The organism is Candidatus Tisiphia endosymbiont of Parasteatoda lunata, from assembly GCF_964030955.1.
GTDB lineage: Bacteria > Pseudomonadota > Alphaproteobacteria > Rickettsiales > Rickettsiaceae > Tisiphia.
Genome location: NZ_OZ035003.1, coordinates 2,358,412 through 2,377,821, shown reverse-complemented (window position 1 = coordinate 2,377,821; position 19,410 = coordinate 2,358,412). Strand labels below are relative to the sequence as shown.

The 19,410-nt window shown below is 32.3% G+C and carries 22 protein-coding genes and 2 pseudogenes; 17 read left to right on the top strand and 7 right to left on the bottom strand.

The window, feature by feature from the left end; all coding sequences use genetic code 11:
- Positions 1–942: 942 nt before the first annotated feature.
- A pseudogene (locus AAHN00_RS14695) lies at positions 943–1,527 on the bottom strand (IS982 family transposase); the annotation flags it as partial.
- Between the two features lie 118 nt (positions 1,528–1,645).
- Here AAHN00_RS14695 and AAHN00_RS14690 point away from each other — a divergent pair.
- The 5 genes from AAHN00_RS14690 to AAHN00_RS14670 all read left to right on the top strand — a co-directional run bounded on the left by AAHN00_RS14690 (position 1,646) and on the right by AAHN00_RS14670 (position 3,901).
- Positions 1,646–1,912: a helix-turn-helix domain-containing protein gene (locus tag AAHN00_RS14690; RefSeq protein WP_342271712.1), complete on the top strand. Its 267-nt coding sequence runs from the start codon at positions 1,646–1,648 to the stop codon at positions 1,910–1,912.
- Between the two features lie 262 nt (positions 1,913–2,174).
- Complete coding sequence (locus AAHN00_RS14685; protein WP_342271711.1) at positions 2,175–2,378, top strand: hypothetical protein; 204 nt, start codon at positions 2,175–2,177, stop codon at positions 2,376–2,378.
- Positions 2,363–3,148, top strand: a complete 786-nt coding sequence (locus AAHN00_RS14680; protein ID WP_342271710.1) for an IS982 family transposase — start codon at positions 2,363–2,365, stop codon at positions 3,146–3,148. The genes AAHN00_RS14685 and AAHN00_RS14680 overlap by 16 nt, the downstream gene beginning before the upstream one ends.
- Positions 3,135–3,347 carry a winged helix-turn-helix domain-containing protein gene (locus tag AAHN00_RS14675; RefSeq protein ID WP_342271709.1) on the top strand — a complete coding sequence of 71 codons (213 nt, stop codon included), beginning with the start codon at positions 3,135–3,137 and terminating at the stop codon, positions 3,345–3,347. The genes AAHN00_RS14680 and AAHN00_RS14675 overlap by 14 nt, the downstream gene beginning before the upstream one ends.
- A complete protein-coding gene (locus AAHN00_RS14670; protein WP_342270961.1) occupies positions 3,341–3,901 on the top strand; it encodes an IS630 family transposase in 561 nt (186 codons plus the stop codon). Before AAHN00_RS14675 ends, AAHN00_RS14670 begins: the two co-directional genes overlap by 7 nt.
- Positions 3,902–4,153: 252 nt before the next feature.
- Here the strand turns inward: AAHN00_RS14670 and AAHN00_RS14665 are convergent, their stop codons facing one another.
- Positions 4,154–4,450: a hypothetical protein gene (locus tag AAHN00_RS14665; RefSeq protein WP_342271708.1), complete on the bottom strand. Its 297-nt coding sequence runs from the start codon at positions 4,448–4,450 to the stop codon at positions 4,154–4,156.
- 273 nt (positions 4,451–4,723) lie between these two features.
- Between AAHN00_RS14665 and AAHN00_RS14660 the strand changes: the two genes are divergently transcribed.
- Together AAHN00_RS14660 and AAHN00_RS14655 are read left to right on the top strand one after the other, a co-directional pair.
- Positions 4,724–5,317: a transposase gene (locus AAHN00_RS14660; RefSeq protein ID WP_342271707.1), complete on the top strand. Its 594-nt coding sequence runs from the start codon at positions 4,724–4,726 to the stop codon at positions 5,315–5,317.
- A gap of 176 nt (positions 5,318–5,493) precedes the next feature.
- Positions 5,494–5,628, top strand: a complete 135-nt coding sequence (locus tag AAHN00_RS14655; protein WP_342271706.1) for a hypothetical protein — start codon at positions 5,494–5,496, stop codon at positions 5,626–5,628.
- A gap of 3 nt (positions 5,629–5,631) precedes the next feature.
- Here the strand turns inward: AAHN00_RS14655 and AAHN00_RS14650 are convergent, their stop codons facing one another.
- Together AAHN00_RS14650 and AAHN00_RS14645 are read right to left on the bottom strand one after the other, a co-directional pair.
- The gene (locus AAHN00_RS14650) at positions 5,632–6,816 is read right to left on the bottom strand and encodes an IS3 family transposase (RefSeq protein ID WP_342270912.1); all 1,185 of its coding nucleotides are present in this window, start codon (positions 6,814–6,816) and stop codon (positions 5,632–5,634) included.
- Positions 6,817–7,148: 332 nt separating this feature from the next.
- A complete protein-coding gene (locus AAHN00_RS14645) occupies positions 7,149–7,379 on the bottom strand; it encodes a transposase (RefSeq protein WP_342271705.1) in 231 nt (76 codons plus the stop codon).
- 92 nt (positions 7,380–7,471) lie between these two features.
- Here AAHN00_RS14645 and AAHN00_RS14640 point away from each other — a divergent pair.
- From AAHN00_RS14640 to AAHN00_RS14595, 10 genes and pseudogenes are all read left to right on the top strand, one after another.
- A pseudogene (locus AAHN00_RS14640) lies at positions 7,472–7,912 on the top strand (transposase); the annotation flags it as partial.
- Between the two features lie 35 nt (positions 7,913–7,947).
- Positions 7,948–8,715 (top strand): IS982 family transposase, encoded by a 768-nt coding sequence (locus tag AAHN00_RS14635; protein WP_342272701.1) that lies wholly within the window; start codon positions 7,948–7,950, stop codon positions 8,713–8,715.
- Positions 8,687–9,130: a transposase gene (locus AAHN00_RS14630; RefSeq protein ID WP_342272700.1), complete on the top strand. Its 444-nt coding sequence runs from the start codon at positions 8,687–8,689 to the stop codon at positions 9,128–9,130. Before AAHN00_RS14635 ends, AAHN00_RS14630 begins: the two co-directional genes overlap by 29 nt.
- Positions 9,131–9,452: 322 nt before the next feature.
- On the top strand, positions 9,453–9,728 hold the full coding sequence (locus AAHN00_RS14625) for an HU family DNA-binding protein (RefSeq protein ID WP_341752038.1): 276 nt from the start codon (positions 9,453–9,455) through the stop codon (positions 9,726–9,728).
- 470 nt (positions 9,729–10,198) lie between these two features.
- Positions 10,199–10,999, top strand: coding sequence for a DNA polymerase III subunit delta' (locus AAHN00_RS14620; RefSeq protein ID WP_342271704.1), 801 nt, complete (start codon positions 10,199–10,201; stop codon positions 10,997–10,999).
- Between the two features lie 331 nt (positions 11,000–11,330).
- A complete protein-coding gene (locus AAHN00_RS14615; RefSeq protein ID WP_342271703.1) occupies positions 11,331–11,708 on the top strand; it encodes a hypothetical protein in 378 nt (125 codons plus the stop codon).
- Positions 11,692–13,260, top strand: coding sequence for a palindromic element RPE1 domain-containing protein (locus tag AAHN00_RS14610; protein WP_342271702.1), 1,569 nt, complete (start codon positions 11,692–11,694; stop codon positions 13,258–13,260). Before AAHN00_RS14615 ends, AAHN00_RS14610 begins: the two co-directional genes overlap by 17 nt.
- Positions 13,261–13,343: 83 nt before the next feature.
- A complete protein-coding gene (locus tag AAHN00_RS14605; RefSeq protein WP_342271663.1) occupies positions 13,344–13,736 on the top strand; it encodes a transposase in 393 nt (130 codons plus the stop codon).
- Positions 13,737–13,853: 117 nt separating this feature from the next.
- The gene (locus AAHN00_RS14600; protein ID WP_342271701.1) at positions 13,854–15,116 is read left to right on the top strand and encodes an IS256 family transposase; all 1,263 of its coding nucleotides are present in this window, start codon (positions 13,854–13,856) and stop codon (positions 15,114–15,116) included.
- Positions 15,117–15,357: 241 nt separating this feature from the next.
- Positions 15,358–15,723, top strand: coding sequence for a tyrosine-type recombinase/integrase (locus AAHN00_RS14595; RefSeq protein WP_342272699.1), 366 nt, complete (start codon positions 15,358–15,360; stop codon positions 15,721–15,723).
- A 15-nt stretch (positions 15,724–15,738) separates the two neighbouring features.
- Here the strand turns inward: AAHN00_RS14595 and AAHN00_RS14590 are convergent, their stop codons facing one another.
- The 3 genes from AAHN00_RS14590 to AAHN00_RS14580 all read right to left on the bottom strand — a co-directional run bounded on the left by AAHN00_RS14590 (position 15,739) and on the right by AAHN00_RS14580 (position 19,341).
- Positions 15,739–16,053, bottom strand: a complete 315-nt coding sequence (locus AAHN00_RS14590) for an HNH endonuclease signature motif containing protein (RefSeq protein WP_342271700.1) — start codon at positions 16,051–16,053, stop codon at positions 15,739–15,741.
- Between the two features lie 579 nt (positions 16,054–16,632).
- Positions 16,633–17,853: an IS5 family transposase gene (locus AAHN00_RS14585; protein WP_342271699.1), complete on the bottom strand. Its 1,221-nt coding sequence runs from the start codon at positions 17,851–17,853 to the stop codon at positions 16,633–16,635.
- A 303-nt stretch (positions 17,854–18,156) separates the two neighbouring features.
- Positions 18,157–19,341 carry an IS3 family transposase gene (locus AAHN00_RS14580; RefSeq protein ID WP_342270912.1) on the bottom strand — a complete coding sequence of 395 codons (1,185 nt, stop codon included), beginning with the start codon at positions 19,339–19,341 and terminating at the stop codon, positions 18,157–18,159.
- Between the last annotated feature and the right edge of the window lie 69 nt (positions 19,342–19,410).

Sequence of the window (19,410 nt, the reverse complement as noted above, 5' to 3'; positions counted from 1 at the left end):
GTTTTATGTCATACGCAGGTCATCTAACTCAATGTCATTCCCGCTTAGGTAGAGGAATCCATATTATCTAACGACCTTTGCAGGTTATTTTTTGGATTGTATCTTGAATATTAGCTCTTTATGGAGTTAATATGGTCAGGAAGGAGTGACACAGTTTAAATTAGATAGGTCCTTAAAGACCAAAGGTATATTGATGACCTCCTCCCTTGAATTACAAAGTATGATACAAACGGTAGCAGAATCTTAGAGATCGAATTTACAATCATGTATCAAAACTTTGCAAAACAACCACTAATTATAGGTAAAGCAAATGACTAAAAAAAGCAAGATATTTATGGGAATAGATGTTTCAAAAAATACGCTTGAGATATCTATGAATAATAGATATCTTTAGCAAACTTGCTTATGCTGAGTAATTTAAAGAAACCACGAAACCTCAGCCCGCAGCGGACTATGATGCACGTGAGAAGCAGAGTACCGGTAGCACAAATAAATTACCAGCAGAAGTAGAATTTCGAAAGATATCTATTGAATATATTTGTAATATTGTGGTTAATTGCATTATAATGAGGTTTATGTATAATAACTTTATTTTTATAGTCACCTTTTTGGTTAAAACCCCCAGCTTCAGCTGGGAAAGACTTCAGTCCTTGTTCTAATATTTCAATTCACTATAACTTGAATATATGATATTTTAATATACATGAAGAGCTTGCTCTTATGTATATTAAAATATCATATATGACAGATTATAACAAGACTAGCCACACTGTATTTTACCATCGCTTTCATGTTGTTTGGATCACTAAATATCGCTACAAAAGTATTGCAGGGTAACTTATAAGAATTAGGATCAGAGAGATAGCACAGGCATTAGTAATATCTCTTTAGAGTAATAGCGACTTCCAGTCTAGATATCAACCCACCAGCTTCAGCTGGTTGTTATTGAGTTTTTAGATAATCAAAAACTGTTTCAATTAAGTTACGCTTTCGAAGTAAGATTTTTTCTTTCAAATCCATTAATTTATTTTCCATATTCTTCTTAATTCCATGAATCATTTTTAAGCCTCTTTCATATAAATTTAAGAACAAATTTTGCTTAATATAACCTTTATCAGCTGCTATAATTCCAGTTAATCTTTTTGTTAACTCCGGTACTGGAACCCTATCATCTACATTGCCTTTGGTCACTTTTAATGCCATAAACTCCCCTTTATTATTGATTATTACATGTAATTTAAAACCATAAAAATACCCCATAGAGGATTTACTATATTTGGCTAATCCTTTAAAAACTTTATTGCTATAACGCCTTTTATTGTGACAAGCTTTAATCGTTGTAGAGTCAATAAAATAAATACCTGTTTCCTCACCAAACAACAAATGAATCAACATATTTAGCGGTATGAATAATCGTGCCATTAATTCAACAAATCTATTATAACTCAAGGCTTTGGGAAAATCATCCTTATGCATGCACTCTATATAACTTTTATAGAAAAATTTAAAATTCTTAGCATAGGATGTATGATACCAATTGCAATAATTAACGCAGTGTTATAAAATGGTTTTTTAACTGATAAAAGGTAATCAAATAGCTAGGTTAATATTACCGCAAGGTTTTGAAGGTCATGATTTTATAAAAATGATGAAACATGAGCCGCATGGTCGAAATCGTATACGTTTATTGGCGATGTATCACCTTCAATTAGGCAAATCTTTTAAAGCCATATCTGAAATAGTGAAGTCACACTGGAAAACTGTGCAATCATGGCTCAGAAGATTTAGGAATCATGGTTTTGAAGGATTATTTGAATCACAAAGAAGCGGTGCCCCTAGGAAGATTAACACTATACAAGAGTCTGCTCTTTTTGATAAAATCAATACGCTCAGTGAAAGTAAAACTACCTGAGTTTGACGTAAGAAAGAACATTTGAAAATTAAGAAGGGAGGGATTATAAAGTTCTCTAATAATAATGACAAAATTGGAGAATATATTATGATCCCTCTTACGGAGATTTTCTGCTTAATTGATGATTTTTGCAAGCATTTTGATACGGAGCGAAGTTAACCACTCTGCACTGCAAGTGCAGAGCTTAATATTACGGCATGAATGCCTCATGTATGTACTAACTTAAAAGTTAGAAACTATTTGTGTATGGTTCATTTAAAAAGTGTCACAACACAAAAAGAATATATCTGTGAAGTGTAAGATTTTGTTAAAAAAATATCTTATCTTATCTTATCTTTTCTTGATAAGATATTTAAAATTTATGTTGAAACGACGCACTGCAAGTGCGGGGTTTTTCTCCCAAAGTGGGACAATAAATATATATTACCAAATCCTAACCGTAAGCGTAAAGTGGGCTGCAGTATAGGACTCTCAGAGATTATTACTATTATAGTAATGTTTCACTTGAGTCACTACCGTACCTTTAAAGATTTTTATTTATGCTGCCTATGCCAAAGTTATAGAAAGGAATTTCCAAAACTTGTGAGCTATAGTCGTTTTGTTCAGTTAATGCCAATGAGCTTCATGCCCATGGTGTTAATGCTAAAAAGCCTAACAGGAAAACAAACTGGTCAATATTATATCGACTCTACTAAACTTCCTGCTTGCCATAATTTAAGAATTAATAGACATAAAGTATTCAAAGACATAGCAAAAAGAGGTAAGACTTCCACTGGGTGGTTCTTTGGCTGTAAGCTACATATTGTCATTAACAGTTGCGGAGAGATTATGAGTTTTTCTTTAACTCCTGGAAATGTCGATGATAGAGCAGTGGTGGAAAATTTAGTAGATAAATTACAAGGCTGGCTTTTTGGTGATCGTGGGTATATCAGTAAAAAACTCACTCAATCCCTTGCTAATCAAGGTTTAGAACTAATAACAAAAATTAAAAGTAATATGAAAGAAAGAATAATAGATCCTATTAAAAAGCAGTTTTTAAATAAAAGGCACATTATTGAAACCATTAATGATCAATTGAAAAACCTTTTTCATATAGACCATACAAGGCATAGATCTGTTATGAATTTTCAAACTAATGTATTAGCTGGGCTACTTGCCTATGTTTTCAAACCTAATAAAATTTCTGTAGCTTTTGGAAAATTAAACAATCTCAACCTTCATCTTGCATCAAACTGAGGTTAAAACTGGTGGGTATATAACTGGAAAGGAGTTACATATCATGTTACTTGAGGAATATGGTGCTAAATGTGCTTTAAAAACAGTCTACAATACTATGCACCGCCTTGGTTTTAGCTGGATTACTTCTTGTTCAATGCATCCAAAGTCAAATCAAGAGACTCAAAATACATATAAAAAAACTTTTCAGATATGTTAACAGAATTATTACCAAAAAATATCGATAGATGTAAAGTTGATATATGGTCTCAAGATGAAACTCGAGTTGGGCAACAAGGTAGCTTAACTCGTATATGGGCTAAGCGTGGCACTAGACCCCGTAAAGTTCGGCAACAGCAATTCATTTCAACATATATTTATGGAGCTGCTTGCCATGATACAGGAGAAGCTTTTGCATTAATTTTACCATATGCAAACACACAGGCAATGAATAAATTCTTAGAAGACCTTTCTCGCAGTATTCAAGGCAACCGACATATAGCTTTACTAACGGATAATGCAGGTTGGCACACAGCCAAAAAACTAACTGTGCCAAGCAATATCACTTTGATACCGCTTCCGCCCTATGCACCGGAACTTAATGCAATGGAACAAGTTTGGGAATGGATCAAGAATCATTACTTGTCTAACCAATGTTATGGTGTATATGAAGATATCGTCACTATGGCTTGTTACGCTTGGAATCAACTTGCTCATAATGTAGATTTAGTAAAATCAATTATGTATAGAGACTGGATAAATACACCGTGTTAATTATTGCAATTGGTATGAAACATAATTATTATTGTTAACATTTCACTTAGACTCATACTACAACAGCGATTTCTTTGCTTATTTGATGGTAATCACTTTCTCTGTTCATACTCCAAATAAATTTTACAAAAATCATCTATAAAACTATATAATTCTGTGATATCTTTTTTCATGCCTGTAGTTTGTTTTTTTGTTTAAAAATATAAATACTGCAGGCACTCCTTTTTGACAATCCTTTTATCTATTACTATTTCATCTATATCTTATCCCGAACTGACGTAAATTAGGGTTTTGGCTATGGGTGAGTTTGTATTTTTCTGCAAGTAACTCATAAAACTCTGTAAATTTATCGTTATTTATCGTTAAGATGATTGCTTGGATAATATTATCATCATTACATATTACTAATAATTCAGTCAGTCCCTCTAATTTGACCTCTCTAACATTAACATAATAATTATATCCATCCCAATGATTCCTCTCTTTTTTAGTAATCTGATATACTCGCTCTACATCTGCTATACTTGCTTTATTTAATTCAAAACCCAATGGAGCTGGATTAGCACTAGTATTTAAATTAAAAATTGAAATACATAATATGTAGAATAGTCTAGTGATCATAAAAGTTCCCTTTTTATATATTAAATAAGAAAGCTATAATATATAAACTATTATGATTTTCAACTAATTATTTCATTTAAGCAAAAATAATATACTATCCTCCTAACTACAGGATAAGAAACTAATTTGATGTAAAATAAACAGGAGTTTCGCACTTAGCAAAAAATATGTTAATCTAGCAAGAAAGAGTTTTAGTTAAGCATGGCAAGATCAAAATGTAGCAAAGACTTATATAAATCATTTTTACAAGCAAGTAGCGTAAGATATAGTGGTAAAGCATTATCTGAAGTAAGTCCAATAAACCTATCTCATGATAGTGCAAGTCGATGGTTAAATAGTAAGGATTTCCGCCCTAGCGGGATCTACAGAGAAGTGTCAAAATATATTGATAGGGAAGCTTCTTGTTTATTAGTGGGAGATGACACGTTATTGTCAAAGCAATACAGTAAGAAAATTGAGCTTGTACATTATCAATATTCTGGAGCTGTACATGATGTTATACCTGGTATAGGGATGATCAACTTACTGCATTACAATGCTAAAACTGATCAATCTACCCCTGTAGATTATAGAATATATGATAAAGAAACTGATGGAAAAACAAAGAATGAGCATTTTTGTGATATGCTTACTTTAGCTAAGGAAAGAGGGATCAATCCTGATGCAGTAGTAATGGATGCGTGGTATAGCGGTTTGGAGAATTTGAAACATATACGTAATTTAGGTTGGACATGGGTTAGTAACCTAAGAAAAAATAGAAAAGTTAATCATAATGTTAACCTGAGTTTGACGTAAGCACCAAACAAAATGCTAAGCATTATGTAATAACATAAACAAACTGTTGGTGGTGAGCTATGGTAAAAATAAAACCTTCTTTTAAACTAGTGTGTTAGGAGAAAGAATATTTGAAAAGTAAGAAGGGAGGGATTATAAAGTTCTCGAATAATAACAACAAAATTGGAGAATATATTATGATCCCTCTTACGGAGATTTTCTGCTTAATTGATGATTTTTGCAAGCATTTTGATACGGAGCAAAATAAATATGAAACTGGACTGATTTTTCAAGACAAATTTTTCACTAATTTTGTTTCCCATTTTACATAATTTTTAAGCTGCATTTTGTAAGTAATCAAGATACACGTTCATCGGTTTTTTATAACCAATACTTGAATGGAATCTTTGATTGTTATATTTATCCATGTATTTATCAATACCATCTTTAAGTTCTGCGATATTTTTAAAATCATTTATAAATATACAATTATATTTTAAAGTTCTAAAAAATCTTTCAATCACAATATTATCAATGCTTCTACCCTTACCGTTCATTGAGATTTGTATATTATTCTCTTTTAGAATTCCCGTATGCTCATGTCCAGTATATTGACTACCCTGATCACTATTGAATATTTGTGGTGCAGGGTATTTATTCAGTGCATCTTTTAATACATCGGTTACAAGTGATGCATCCATAGAATTAGATACTTTATAACTTAGTATTGCCTTACTATGCCAATCTATAATCGCCACAAGATACATAAATCCTCCGTTAGTTCTAATATAAGTAATGTCACCACTCCACACTTGATTAACATAAGGTACATGAATAGTTCTATTCGTTCCTGATTTGTGCCAGTACGGCTCAAGCAAATAGCTATAAATTTTATGTTGACCATCCTTCACAGAAGTAGATTGCTTTTTATGAGGATGAATAGCTTCTATACCCATTATTCCCATATATTTAAGCACCCTATCTCTGCCCACATTAAAGCCGTCTTCCAATAATTGTTTGTATATATAACGATAACCATACTCAGGGTTATCCGTATATATTTCATCTATTCTATTTAAAATATCAAGATTATATAAGCTCATTACTTTAGCTTTATAATATACTCCAGATCTGCTTATCTTTAATAGTTCACATTGCCTTGTCTTTGCTAACGTACTCAGCTTGGGGTCGACAAGACTTTTCTTATTTGATAAGTCCAAGCTGTTTAGCTTTCCCACCGCCCAGTCCCTCTCGACTGTAGCCTTACCTAATGCTTTTGCAAGTTCATCGTTTTGATTCTTAAGTTCACTAATCTGCCCTTTGTACTCACTAACAGCTTTTGCTGGCTCAAATGCCAATGACGCATTATCTAAAAATTGTCGTTTCCAGTTTTGCATAGTTTTAGCCGTTACTTCATATTTGACCGATAACTGACCTATTGTTGATTCTTCTTTTAACATCTCTAATACTATTTTAGTTTTTGCTTCTGCACTAAAATTTTTAATTTGTTTTTTACCCATTTGTTTCTCTTTAATTTTATTTATTGTCCCACTTTGGGAGAAAAACCCCGCACTTGCAGTGCGTCGTTTCAACATAAATTTTAAATATCTTATCAAGAAAAGATAAGATAAGATAAGATATTTTTTAACAAAATCTTACACTTCACAGATATATTCTTTTTGTGTTGTGACACTTTCTAAATGAGCCATACACAAATAGTTTCTAACTTTTAAGTTAGTACATACATGAGGCATTCATGCCGTAATATTAAGCTCTGCACTTGCAGTGCAGAGTGGTTAACTATTCTATACTTATTGAGAAACAAAAATACCTGCTTCTTTGTCTAATTTTTTCAGTCCATTATACGATTATTATCTACTTTTGGCATCTTGCTATGTTTTGAATATCCTAATTCATGATCCAACTCACTTGCTAATATTTTCTCAACTATTTGCTTCTTTAGCTGTTGAAATAAACCATCTCGACCAAATAACTCCGATGGATCTGCTTTTGATAATAATTCTTCTACTAGCTGATTACTGATGTCTAATGTATCTTTATCTGTATCTAATTTTTTAGCCATAATTCCTCCTTGCTTGCTTAAGTTACTTTTTTTACAGTAATCTCTTACTGCTTTCTTTGCAACTTACACAAACTATAGGACAGACTCCTAACGGAGGATTTATGTATCTTGTGGCGATTATAGATTGGCATAGTAAGGCAATACTAAGTTATAAAGTATCTAATTCTATGGATGCATCACTTGTAACCGATGTATTAAAAGATGCACTGAATAAATACCCTGCACCACAAATATTCAATAGTGATCAGGGTAGTCAATATACTGGACATGAGCATACGGGAATTCTAAAAGAGAATAATATACAAATCTCAATGAACGGTAAGGGTAGAAGCATTGATAATATTGTGATTGAAAGATTTTTTAGAACTTTAAAATATAATTGTATATTTATAAATGATTTTAAAAATATCGCAGAACTTAAAGATGGTATTGATAAATACATGGATAAATATAACAATCAAAGATTCCATTCAAGTATTGGTTATAAAAAACCGATGAACGTGTATCTTGATTACTTACAAAATGCAGCTTAAAAATTATGTAAAATGGGAAACAAAATTAGTGAAAAATTTGTCTTGAAAAATCAGTCCAGTTTCTGTTTCACTTGAGTCACTACCGTACCTTTAAAGATTTTTATTTATGCTGCCTATGTCAAAGTTATAGAAAGGAATTTCCAAAACTTGTGAGCTATAGTCGTTTTATTCAGTTAATGCCAATGAGCTTCATGCCCATGGTGTTACTGCTAAAAAGCCTATCAGGAAAACAAACTGGTCAATATTATATCGACTCTACTAAACTTCCTGCTTGCCATAATTTAAGAATTAATAGACATAAAGTATTCAAAGACATAGCAAAAAGAGGTAAGACTTCCACTGGGTGGTTCTTTGGTTGTAAGCTACATATTGTCATTAACAGTTGCGGAGAGATTATGAGTTTTTCTTTAACTCCAGGAAATGTTGATGATAGAGCAGTGGTGGAAAATTTAGTAGATAAATTACAAGGCTGGCTTTTTGGTGATCGTGGGTATATCAGTAAAAAACTCACTCAATCCCTTGCTAATCAAGGTTTAGAACTAATAACAAAAATTAAAAGTAATATGAAAGAAAAAATAATAGATCCTATTAAAAAGCGGTTTTTAAATAAAAGGTATATTATTGAAACCATTAACGATCAACTAAAAAACCTTTGTCATATAGACCATACAAGGCACAGATCTGTTATGAATTTTCAAACTAACGTATTAGCTGGACTGCTTGCCTATGTTTTTAAGCCTAATAAAATTTCTGTAGCTTTTGGAAAATTAAACAATCTCAACCTTCCTCTTACATCAAACTGAGGTTAATGTTAGCTTAGAAAGTTTAGAGATTCCTGATGAGGGACTAAAAATTCACCTACGTGGATACGGTTGGGTTACGGTATTTAAGTTTGTGGCAAAAAATGGTCGCATTGATTACATAACAACTAACTTAGAAAATCCAACACGTGAACAAATAGAGAAAATTGTTAAGGCACGGTGGTCTATAGAAGTTTATCATCGAGAATTAAAACAAACTTGTGGTATTGAACGCTGTCAGGCACGCACGGGTCGAGCTCAGAGAAATCATATTTGCCTTGCTGTATTTGCTTGGCTCGATATGAACAAAAGGAGGATAAATGAAAAAATTACTTTATATCAACAAACTTGGGAAGTTATAAAAACATCAATTCAGAACAACATTAGATGCCTTTTAGCTGATTCGCAATTTTGCTAACTGCGAAACTCCTGATAAATACAATTTTATTGAAATTAGATTATAAAATAATATATTCAAAAGTTCTAAAGAAGTCTCAGTTGCAGTCAATTTAGTGTTTGCTATAATCTACCCAACGAGATATAACAAATCTTGCTGGTATGTTAGTATATATTCTTCTGCTTTGAAGAATTGTTTTTTTAATATCAAGGACGAACGTAACAACGTATCTTATGTACGCACCGCTTGTTCTTCATTTTCAAATCCAATTCTCTAAATCATTTGAGTATACTAAATACATTAATGTCTGAAATGTTAACAATTTATTTGGAGAGTTGAGCATATGAATAAAGGAGAATTAGTAGCATTAATGGCTGAAGCAGGTCATTCAAAAAGTGATGCAGAAAAGGCCCTTACTTGGGTTGTAGACAGTGTACTTAAAGCACTTAGTCGTGGTGAGGACGTTAACCTAGTGGGGTTTGGTTCTTTCCATATACAAAGTAGAGCTGCACGTGAAGGTCGTAATCCAAAAACTGGTGAGAAAATGCATATTGCTGCCTATAAACAACCAGTCTTTAGAGCCGGTAAGAAAATGAAGGAAGCTTGTAATAATTCGTAAGTTCGTATTTTACTTAGAACCTGCTTCTGTAAAATATTATAGTTTTTACCAAGGGTGCAAGTTTAAGTAACCTGAGTTCAATACAACAAAGCTAGTGTCATCCCTGCCTACGTAGGGATTGCCATCGCTTTTGCCATACAAGTATCATTACTTACGTTGGCATTTCTGCTCCACAACTGTTGAAAGTTCGAAAGGTAGAGTGGGTTTTAGGCAGGGCAGTTTAAAAGTTGTATATGGTCAACGTCATTGCGAGAAGACCGTAGGTCGACGAAGCGATCCATAAAAGTAACCAAAAATGGATTGCTTCGTCGGCTTATACCTCCTCGCAATGACCTTGGTTATTTTTCTGTAACTTTTAAACTGCCATTATGACTTCTAAAACCGCTTCCTCTTCTAACTTTCGGCAGCTGTGGTTTCTGACCCATGTTGGCAAAGCCTAGAAACCTATTTTTTATTATACCATTAGCAGAATGATCAAAGAATATCTTGAATGTAGATTCAAACAGGCTAGGCTTTATAATAGTTGGTTGATTGATGTTGATGATCCCGCAAAAGTTTTAGAAGATTTGCTTATATTTATAAAAAGCAGTTTGATTGTAGATAAAATTCAATTAACAAATCATCCAGATTATCGTTTAGTAGCTAGGGATAATTCTGTGACGAGCAGTGTCAAAGACATATCTATTGACCAAATTAGAGATTTACAGCAATTTTTTTATAGAACATCATCAATATCTAAATATAGAGTAGCTGTTATTTATCAAGCAGATTTAATGAATCTCAATGCAGCAAATTCCTGTCTTAAACTTTTAGAAGATACGCCAAAGGATAGTTTTATTTTCTTGATTACCTCAAGGGCTGCCGGAATAATAAGTACTATAAGATCTAGATGTGCTAAAATTAACATAAAATCACAAAATCGCTTAGTGGGAAGCGATATATATGTTAAATTTACGACGTACATTGCTAACTATGCAAATCCTAAAGTGAAGTTAGATCTTATCGAAGAATTTACCAGTAAAAACAAGGAATTATGGGGAGATTTTGCTTGTAGCATGCTATATCTAGTTAATAGAATTGCTAAAAAGTCTCTCAATATTAATATTGAATTCAATGAATTAGAGAATAAAATATTTAATCAATTGCGTTCTAATTCCCCTGATTATTTGATAACAAAATTTGCAAATATCAAACGAATAATAAATAATACCATAGATTATGACCTAGATCTAAGGGCTAATACCATAGCATTAATAGAAGAGTTATGGTAATTTTGTCGTCAAAATTTGCTTCCGTTCTTATTCAATGTCATTCCCGTGAAGGCTTTGCCTGAGTGGATCACTAGTATGTCATTCCTGCTTCGGTGAGGAATCTAAAAAAATAGCCTATAGTAAGCTACTTTCGCAGGGGGTGATGACATCCTTAATAGTTAATACTACTACATATGCCAACTCTTGATTGTGGCTTTGAAACTGCCCTGAGAAGCAGAAGATATATTTTTATCTTGCATTGTTTGAATAAGTATGTTATAATCCGTCGCAATCGTAATATCCGTTTGATACGGAGGTAAGTTTTTTTAATTTTATAGAAAAATATAAGAACATGTCCCAAGATATTTTAACAGTAAATACAGTTACACTTGTTCAGGAAGCTTTTCCTTTAACAAAGGAAGTAGATAACACAGAATCTTCAAGCGAATTAGGTGTATCTAAAACGCCACAACAAGTGGATGATATTATTAGTAAGCTGAGGGAAAATAGTCTGCATGTTTTTGAGAAATATTTACGTAAAGAGTTTTTTAGCACAGTAGCTGGCAATCAAGGTGAAGTTGATATAACAAAGGATATTTTTCAGATAATGTGTCACTCATTATTATATAATGAGCAGAAAGGTGCACTAAGTCTATTTATGACGATAAAAGATATAAAGAAAAGACTTGATGAAATAGAGACAACATCAGAGGGTGCAAAAAAAAATTAATAAGTTTAAAGAGGAAATTGAGCAATATAGAGCAGATGTAATTAAAAAATTATCAACTAATGAAGGAATCGCAGATATTGTTACTGGACGTTTACAAGATGATCTTGTTAGTATGATAGTTTTAAGAGACTCGAATGAAGAGGCTAGATTTAGTACAAAAGATATTGCTTCGGAAGTTACGAAATATATAACAATCCCTGATAAAGTGCAAACTTATATGTTAAAAAATGGTTATGGTGTGTCTCCATCTTTTAAGACAGTCATTAATAGAACCGGACTTAAGCATTTTGCAGTAGAAATAAACCAAGGCAAAAAGGGTGGAGAGTGGGGTTATTTTGATCAGGAGAAGTTCACTTCAAAGAATATTCATAAATTTGCTGATTCTGTGAATAGTATTGTTACCTCTATGGAAATAATATTATTATCAATTCAGAAGTTAAAAATAACCAAAACAACACAAAGTAAAAAGCTGATAGCTAAATTATTGCCAGTATTAGCTGATTTTAATGATACATATTTAGAGAACAATAAAGATAAAATTGTAGTACAACTTACTGCAAATCTTACTAGGAAGTATAGTAAATGGGTCGATACTTCTACTAAAAAGTTAGAAAAGATATCTAAAGGAATAACTGAATCATATAATAAGGAAAAAGGGATTTATATTAAAGAAGAAAATACGGATTCTATAGATATTAATGATGAGTCAAGTGATATATCAATAACTTTCCTTGAAGCAATAGAGTCTCAAGATGAAGACTATATTACAGATATTGATGAGCCAATAAATCAACTAGATTATGATATAGAACAGCAACCTGTGCCTACTGAGATATTTCATGTAGTAGAAAATTATGAAGAAACGATAGAAGAAGAAAAGATAGAGTCTATTACTGATGTTGAGGAGCTAAAAAATATAACAATAACTTATCCTGAAACAAGAGAGTTTCAAATAGACATAGCTACTGATCAATTAAGTTGTGATGTAGAAGCGGTAGAACAACATAATGTAGAACAGCAATCTAGCCCTATGCAAGAATCCCTAACTGAGTTTCAAGATTGTAATGATCAACAAGAAAAAACTAGCTCTATTAATATAGCAAGCGATTATCTTGATAATACAGAGGTAACAGTTTTAAATGAACAACATACTGTTGATAGTAATCAATCTGATATATCAGCAAATGATAGAGGTTGTGATGTAGCTACAGAAGCATCTTATATAAATAGTACGGAAGCTACTACAGTGATTGATAGCACTAAATCTGAGATTGAGTCTTTAGAAGCTAATAATAGACCTCTTTCGAAACTCGCTTATGCTGAGGGATTTGAAGGAGACGCTTCACCTCGAACCGCAGCGTACTCTAATTCCGTTACGGATTCGAGTACCGCATCAACGTACAAATCACCAGCAGAAGTAGAGTTTCGAAAGAGCTCTAATACAGAATTAGTAGAAAGCCCCATGGTTATAAGTCACATTTCTAGTTGGAATATATGGGCTATGTGGACTGCAGTTAAATCATATGTTACGTCAGTTCGGGATAAGATATAGATGAAATAGTAATAGATAAAAGGATTGTCAAAAAGGAGTGCCTGCAGTATTTATATTTTTAAACAAAAAAACAAACTACAGGCATGAGAAAAGATATCACAGAATTATATAGTTTTATAGATGATTTTTGTAAAATTTATTTGGAGTATGAACAGAGAAAGTTATTACCATCAAATAAGCAAAGAAATCGCTGTTGTAGCATGAGTCTAAGTGAAATGTTAACAATAATAATTATGTTTCATACATCCTATGCTAAGAATTTTAAATTTTTCTATAAAAGTTATATAGAGTGCATGCATAAGGATGATTTTCCCAAAGCCTTGAGTTATAATAGATTTGTTGAATTAATGGCACGATTATTCATACCGCTAAATATGTTGATTCATTTGTTGTTTGGTGAGGAAACAGGTATTTATTGTCCCACTTTGGGAGAAAAACCCCGCACTTGCAGTGCGTCGTTTCAACATAAATTTTAAATATCTTATCAAGAAAAGATAAGATATTTTGAGTCTGTCCTATAGTTTGTGTAAGTTGCAAAGAAAGCAGTAAGAGATTACTGTAAAAAAAGTAACTTAAGCAAGCAAGGAGGAATTATGGCTAAAAAATCAGATACAGATAAAGATACATTAGACATCAGTAATCAGCTAGTAGAAGAATTATTATCAAAAGCAGATCCATCGGAGTTATTTGGTCGAGATGGTTTATTTCAACAGCTAAAGAAGCAAATAGTTGAGAAAATATTAGCAAGTGAGTTGGATCATGAATTAGGATATTCAAAACATAGCAAGATGCCAAAAGTAGATAATAATCGTCGTAATGGTAGCTATGAGAAGACAGTAATTGATGGGGATGGTCGTAAGCTGACAGTAGAAGTACCAAGAGATCGGGAAGGAGAGTATAATCCTCAATTAATACCAAAAGGGCTGAGGAGATTTAATGGATTTGATGAGAAAGTGATATCCCTTTATGGTCGCGGTATGACAGTCAGCGAGATCCGAGGGCATTTAGAAGAAATATATCAAACTGATGTATCTGGTGACTTGATATCCACCATAACAGATGGGGTGATAGAAGAAGTAACTAGGTGGCAAAATCGTTGTTTAGATAGGGTGTATCCAATATTATACTTGGACTGTATCTATGTAAAATCTAGAGACAATCACATAGTAATAAATAAAGCAGTATATTTAGCACTTGCTGTAAATATAGAAGGGAAAAAGGAGTTACTTGGCATTTGGATAGGCAAAAATGAAGGTGCTAAATTTTGGATGCAAGTAGTTACTGAGTTAAAGAATCGAGGAATTGAACAAATTTATGTTGCTTGTGTGGATGGTTTAAAGGGCTTTCCAGAAGCTATAAGCAGTGTATTCCCGAGTACTATAGTACAATTATGTATTGTACATATGGTTCGCAATTCAGTAAAGTATGTGTCATATAAAGATTTAAAAGAGGTCACATCAGATCTAAAACAAATTTATACAGCTAATAATGACGAAATGGCACGTTTAAAACTTCAGCAATTTGGTGTAAAATGGGATAAAAAATATCCGGTAATTTCTGATATTTGGCAACGTAATTGGTCTGGGATAATACCGTTTTTTGCCTTTCCTGAAGAGATCAGAAAGGTAATTTATACTACTAACACTATAGAATCTGTAAATCGTCAAATTAGAAAAATTATCAAAAATAAGGGGGTGTTTCCAGATGATAAGTCAATTCAAAAAATAATATTTTTATCCCTACAAAATGCAGCCAAAAAATGGACCATGCCTATTAAAGATTGGTCTTTAGCTTTAAATCAATTTGAAATACTTTGTGGAGATTTTAAATATGATTTATTGGAAAATAAAAAATGAACTTACACAAATTAAATGATTGACTCGATATTTTTTTAACAAAATCTTACACTTCACAGATATATTCTTTTTGTGTTGTGACACTTTTTAAATGAACCATACACAAATAGTTTCTAACTTTTAAGTTAGTACATACATGAGGCATTCATGCCGTAATATTAAGCTCTGCACTTGCAGTGCAGAGTGGTTAACTATCTATTCATTAACCTTTTTTAAAAATACATTGTCTGTGATATTCTAAATAAAAGACAGAATAGTTCCGTTTCCTAATAACTTTAAGGAAATACTAGCATTACATATAGACACAATGGAAAAAATAGGGGCAAAATATTTATTTGAATCATCATGGAACAAGGCATACACAGATAGAGGTATTAGAAAAATCTTAGCTGGGTACACTAAGGAAGCTGGCATTGTAGAATCAATTTCACCACATAAATTAAGACATTTCTTATTCACTTGGTTAAAGAAGCAAGGGGTAGAAGATGCTTTAATTCAGCCATATTCAGGACATGAAAGTCGTCAATCTTTAGAGATATATTCTAAATTATCTATAGGTGATGCCCAGAAAGAATATGACAATGTTATCAAGAGATTTCCTGTCTAAAATGAAAGTGGCACTTCATCGCACGTTCCCTAACACTCCGCCTAAATAATCCGAACGTCTTGCATGCAACGATAAATCATATTGCCTATTTGGAATCAACCCCAATCTTTTTGTATTCAACGGTGATAAATAAGGTGAAACAAAAATTTTACCTTCATTTGAAAAAGTTATAAACCCTTGGTCAAATAACCTATCATAAGTTGGTGTTAAAAGTAATCCATTGTATTTATCAATACGCTCTCTGTTATTTTCGCAAACTGCCCAAGGTTTTATATGGCTTGCAATCAGCATTCTCTCATCATTTACTCTTGTTATTAAACATTCACCCATTTCATCAATAACACTAGTACGATATTTAGTCCGTCCGCCAAAAATATTTAAAGCCCCCCATAATCTATGATTGACTCAATAACAACCAGCTGAAGCTGGTGGGTTGATATCTAGACTGGAAGTCGCTATTACTCTAAAGAGATATTACTAATGCCTGTGCTGTCTCTCTGATCCTAATTCTTATAAGTTACCCTGCAATACTTTTGTAGCGATATTTAGTGATCCAAACAACATGAAAGCGATGGTAAAATACAGTGTGGCTAGTCTTGTTATAATCTGTCATATATGATATTTTAATATACATAAGAGCTTGCTCTTATGTATATTAAAATATCATATATTCAAGTTATAGTGAATTGAAATATTAGAACCAGGACTGAAGTCTTTCCCAGCTGAAGCTGGGGGTTTTAACCAAAAAGGTGACTATAAAATTTTTACAAAAAAATTCTAATATTTGCACTAAAATTAAAAATTGTTTTCAATTTTATTGAAAAATTTCTGTTTTAGTAAAATTTTTACATGAGCTTATTGTTAACGATTTTTTTTAATCGTTTAGCAAGTTTTTTAATGATAATTTTTTTATGTAGAGTTAGGCATGATGTGTAAATGATTGGCAATACATCGTAAATTCAAACCTATAGCAGAGATTATTGGATTGATCACATCTCCTATCACACCCTTCAAGAAGTTTCTGCCCATCCTGCCATATTGTTTCAAATGCCCTATTATTGGTTCTATAGCACTGCGTCTCCTGATCATACACTTGTCTTCTTTCAATAACTTTTTCCGAGTTTTTGGGGTATATACCTTACTCTTCTCTTTAACATTGCTGCCAGTATAACCAAGATCAACAAACGATTTTTTTATCTTTATTCCAGTTACATTTTCTACCGCTTCAAAACTCTGCTGCAATGTATGACCATCATAAGGATTATTATGAAACGATTTTGCTGACAGTACAAAATTTCTACGACCACTGACTACTACCGCAACTTTATTGCCAAACTCATATGGCTTGTTTCGTTTTCCCTTCCCTATACACTCTACCTCAGGGGCATGAAAACTATACAATATTTTATTCTGTTCTTTGTATTGCTTTTTCTCTTCTCTTTTTAAAACAGATTGGCTATGTATTTGTTTTACTTTTTTCAATACTTCTTGATCTCTGATAGATAAGTTTAATTTCTGATTTTTTATCTCACGCTCACATATTCTAACCAAACGACCAAGTAACGTTTTTAAATGCTTCATTATTTTCCAACGCTTCTTGGCTTTGCTATGCTCTTTATACTTCCAGAGCTTTATTATATCTCGCTTATAGGTTCTAGCGTAGGTTTCGTTTAAACTTATACCCAAACTTTGGCAAAGCTTCACAATACTAAGCCTAGCTTTATCCATTAAATAAACATCATGTGGGTGCTTGATATTCTTAATTTGTACCGTTGTATCAGCAATTATCAATTCCAAATCTTTTTTTTTAATTGTGTTAGTTCTTATTCCAACTCTTATCAACTCTGCTAATATCTCGTTATATCCAGATTCACCTAATAAATTACGAAATCTTCTTATGCTAGTTTCCGACATCGCTATATCTGTTTCTATATATTCCCACCCACAGAAATATTGCCAATACATGTTTTCTTTTAGTTCTTCCTCTGCTAATGAATCTGAAAAATTATACATTGCTTGTAGCATCGTTACACCAAGCATCACTCTATGACATTTTCTATTTCTACCAAATCTCTTAATAGAAACATTTTTTGATAACCATTCTTCTAGACCAGACCAATTTATAGTCACCTTTTTGGTTAAAACCCCCAGCTTCAGCTGGGAAAGACTTCAGTCCTTGTTCTAATATTTCAATTCACTATAACTTGAATATATGATATTTTAATATACATAAGAGCAAGCTCTTCATGTATATTAAAATATCATATATGACAGATTATAACAAGACTAGCCACACTGTATTTTACCATCGCTTTCATGTTGTTTGGATCACTAAATATCGCTACAAAGTATTGCAGGGTAACTTATAAGGAAACTGGACTGATTTTTCAAGACAAATTTTTCACTAATTTTGTTTCCCATTTTACATAATTTTTAAGCTGCATTTTGTAAGTAATCAAGATACACGTTCATCGGTTTTTTATAACCAATACTTGAATGGAATCTTTGATTGTTATATTTATCCATGTATTTATCAATACCATCTTTAAGTTCTGCGATATTTTTAAAATCATTTATAAATATACAATTATATTTTAAAGTTCTAAAAAATCTTTCAATCACAATATTATCAATGCTTCTACCCTTACCGTTCATTGAGATTTGTATATTATTCTCTTTTAGAATTCCCGTATGCTCATGTCCAGTATATTGACTACCCTGATCACTATTGAATATTTGTGGTGCAGGGTATTTATTCAGTGCATCTTTTAATACATCGGTTACAAGTGATGCATCCATAGAATTAGATACTTTATAACTTAGTATTGCCTTACTATGCCAATCTATAATCGCCACAAGATACATAAATCCTCCGTTAGTTCTAATATAAGTAATGTCACCACTCCACACTTGATTAACATAAGGTACATGAATAGTTCTATTCGTTCCTGATTTGTGCCAGTACGGCTCAAGCAAATAGCTATAAATTTTATGTTGACCATCCTTCACAGAAGTAGATTGCTTTTTATGAGGATGAATAGCTTCTATACCCATTATTCCCATATATTTAAGCACCCTATCTCTGCCCACATTAAAGCCGTCTTCCAATAATTGTTTGTATATATAACGATAACCATACTCAGGGTTATCCGTATATATTTCATCTATTCTATTTAAAATATCAAGATTATATAAGCTCATTACTTTAGCTTTATAATATACTCCAGATCTGCTTATCTTTAATAGTTCACATTGCCTTGTCTTTGCTAACGTACTCAGCTTGGGGTCGACAAGACTTTTCTTATTTGATAAGTCCAAGCTGTTTAGCTTTCCCACCGCCCAGTCCCTCTCGACTGTAGCCTTACCTAATGCTTTTGCAAGTTCATCGTTTTGATTCTTAAGTTCACTAATCTGCCCTTTGTACTCACTAACAGCTTTTGCTGGCTCAAATGCCAATGACGCATTATCTAAAAATTGTCGTTTCCAGTTTTGCATAGTTTTAGCCGTTACTTCATATTTGACCGATAACTGACCTATTGTTGATTCTTCTTTTAACATCTCTAATACTATTTTAGTTTTTGCTTCTGCACTAAAATTTTTAATTTGTTTTTTACCCATTTGTTTCTCTTTAATTTTATTTATTATTCTATACTTATTGAGAAACAAAAATACCTGCTTCTTTGTCTA

Coding starts and splice junctions, on each gene's coding strand:
- AAHN00_RS14690 (WP_342271712.1), top strand. CDS start 1,646: ATGATGAAACATGAGCCGCATGGTCGAAATCGTATACGTTTATTGGCG.
- AAHN00_RS14670 (WP_342270961.1), top strand. CDS start 3,341: ATGTTAACAGAATTATTACCAAAAAATATCGATAGATGTAAAGTTGAT.
- AAHN00_RS14660 (WP_342271707.1), top strand. CDS start 4,724: ATGGCAAGATCAAAATGTAGCAAAGACTTATATAAATCATTTTTACAA.
- AAHN00_RS14655 (WP_342271706.1), top strand. CDS start 5,494: ATGATCCCTCTTACGGAGATTTTCTGCTTAATTGATGATTTTTGCAAG.
- AAHN00_RS14650 (WP_342270912.1), bottom strand. CDS start 6,816: ATGGGTAAAAAACAAATTAAAAATTTTAGTGCAGAAGCAAAAACTAAA.
- AAHN00_RS14645 (WP_342271705.1), bottom strand. CDS start 7,379: ATGGCTAAAAAATTAGATACAGATAAAGATACATTAGACATCAGTAAT.
- AAHN00_RS14625 (WP_341752038.1), top strand. CDS start 9,453: ATGAATAAAGGAGAATTAGTAGCATTAATGGCTGAAGCAGGTCATTCA.
- AAHN00_RS14620 (WP_342271704.1), top strand. CDS start 10,199: ATGATCAAAGAATATCTTGAATGTAGATTCAAACAGGCTAGGCTTTAT.
- AAHN00_RS14615 (WP_342271703.1), top strand. CDS start 11,331: ATGTCCCAAGATATTTTAACAGTAAATACAGTTACACTTGTTCAGGAA.
- AAHN00_RS14605 (WP_342271663.1), top strand. CDS start 13,344: ATGAGAAAAGATATCACAGAATTATATAGTTTTATAGATGATTTTTGT.
- AAHN00_RS14600 (WP_342271701.1), top strand. CDS start 13,854: ATGGCTAAAAAATCAGATACAGATAAAGATACATTAGACATCAGTAAT.
- AAHN00_RS14590 (WP_342271700.1), bottom strand. CDS start 16,053: ATGGGTGAATGTTTAATAACAAGAGTAAATGATGAGAGAATGCTGATT.
- AAHN00_RS14580 (WP_342270912.1), bottom strand. CDS start 19,341: ATGGGTAAAAAACAAATTAAAAATTTTAGTGCAGAAGCAAAAACTAAA.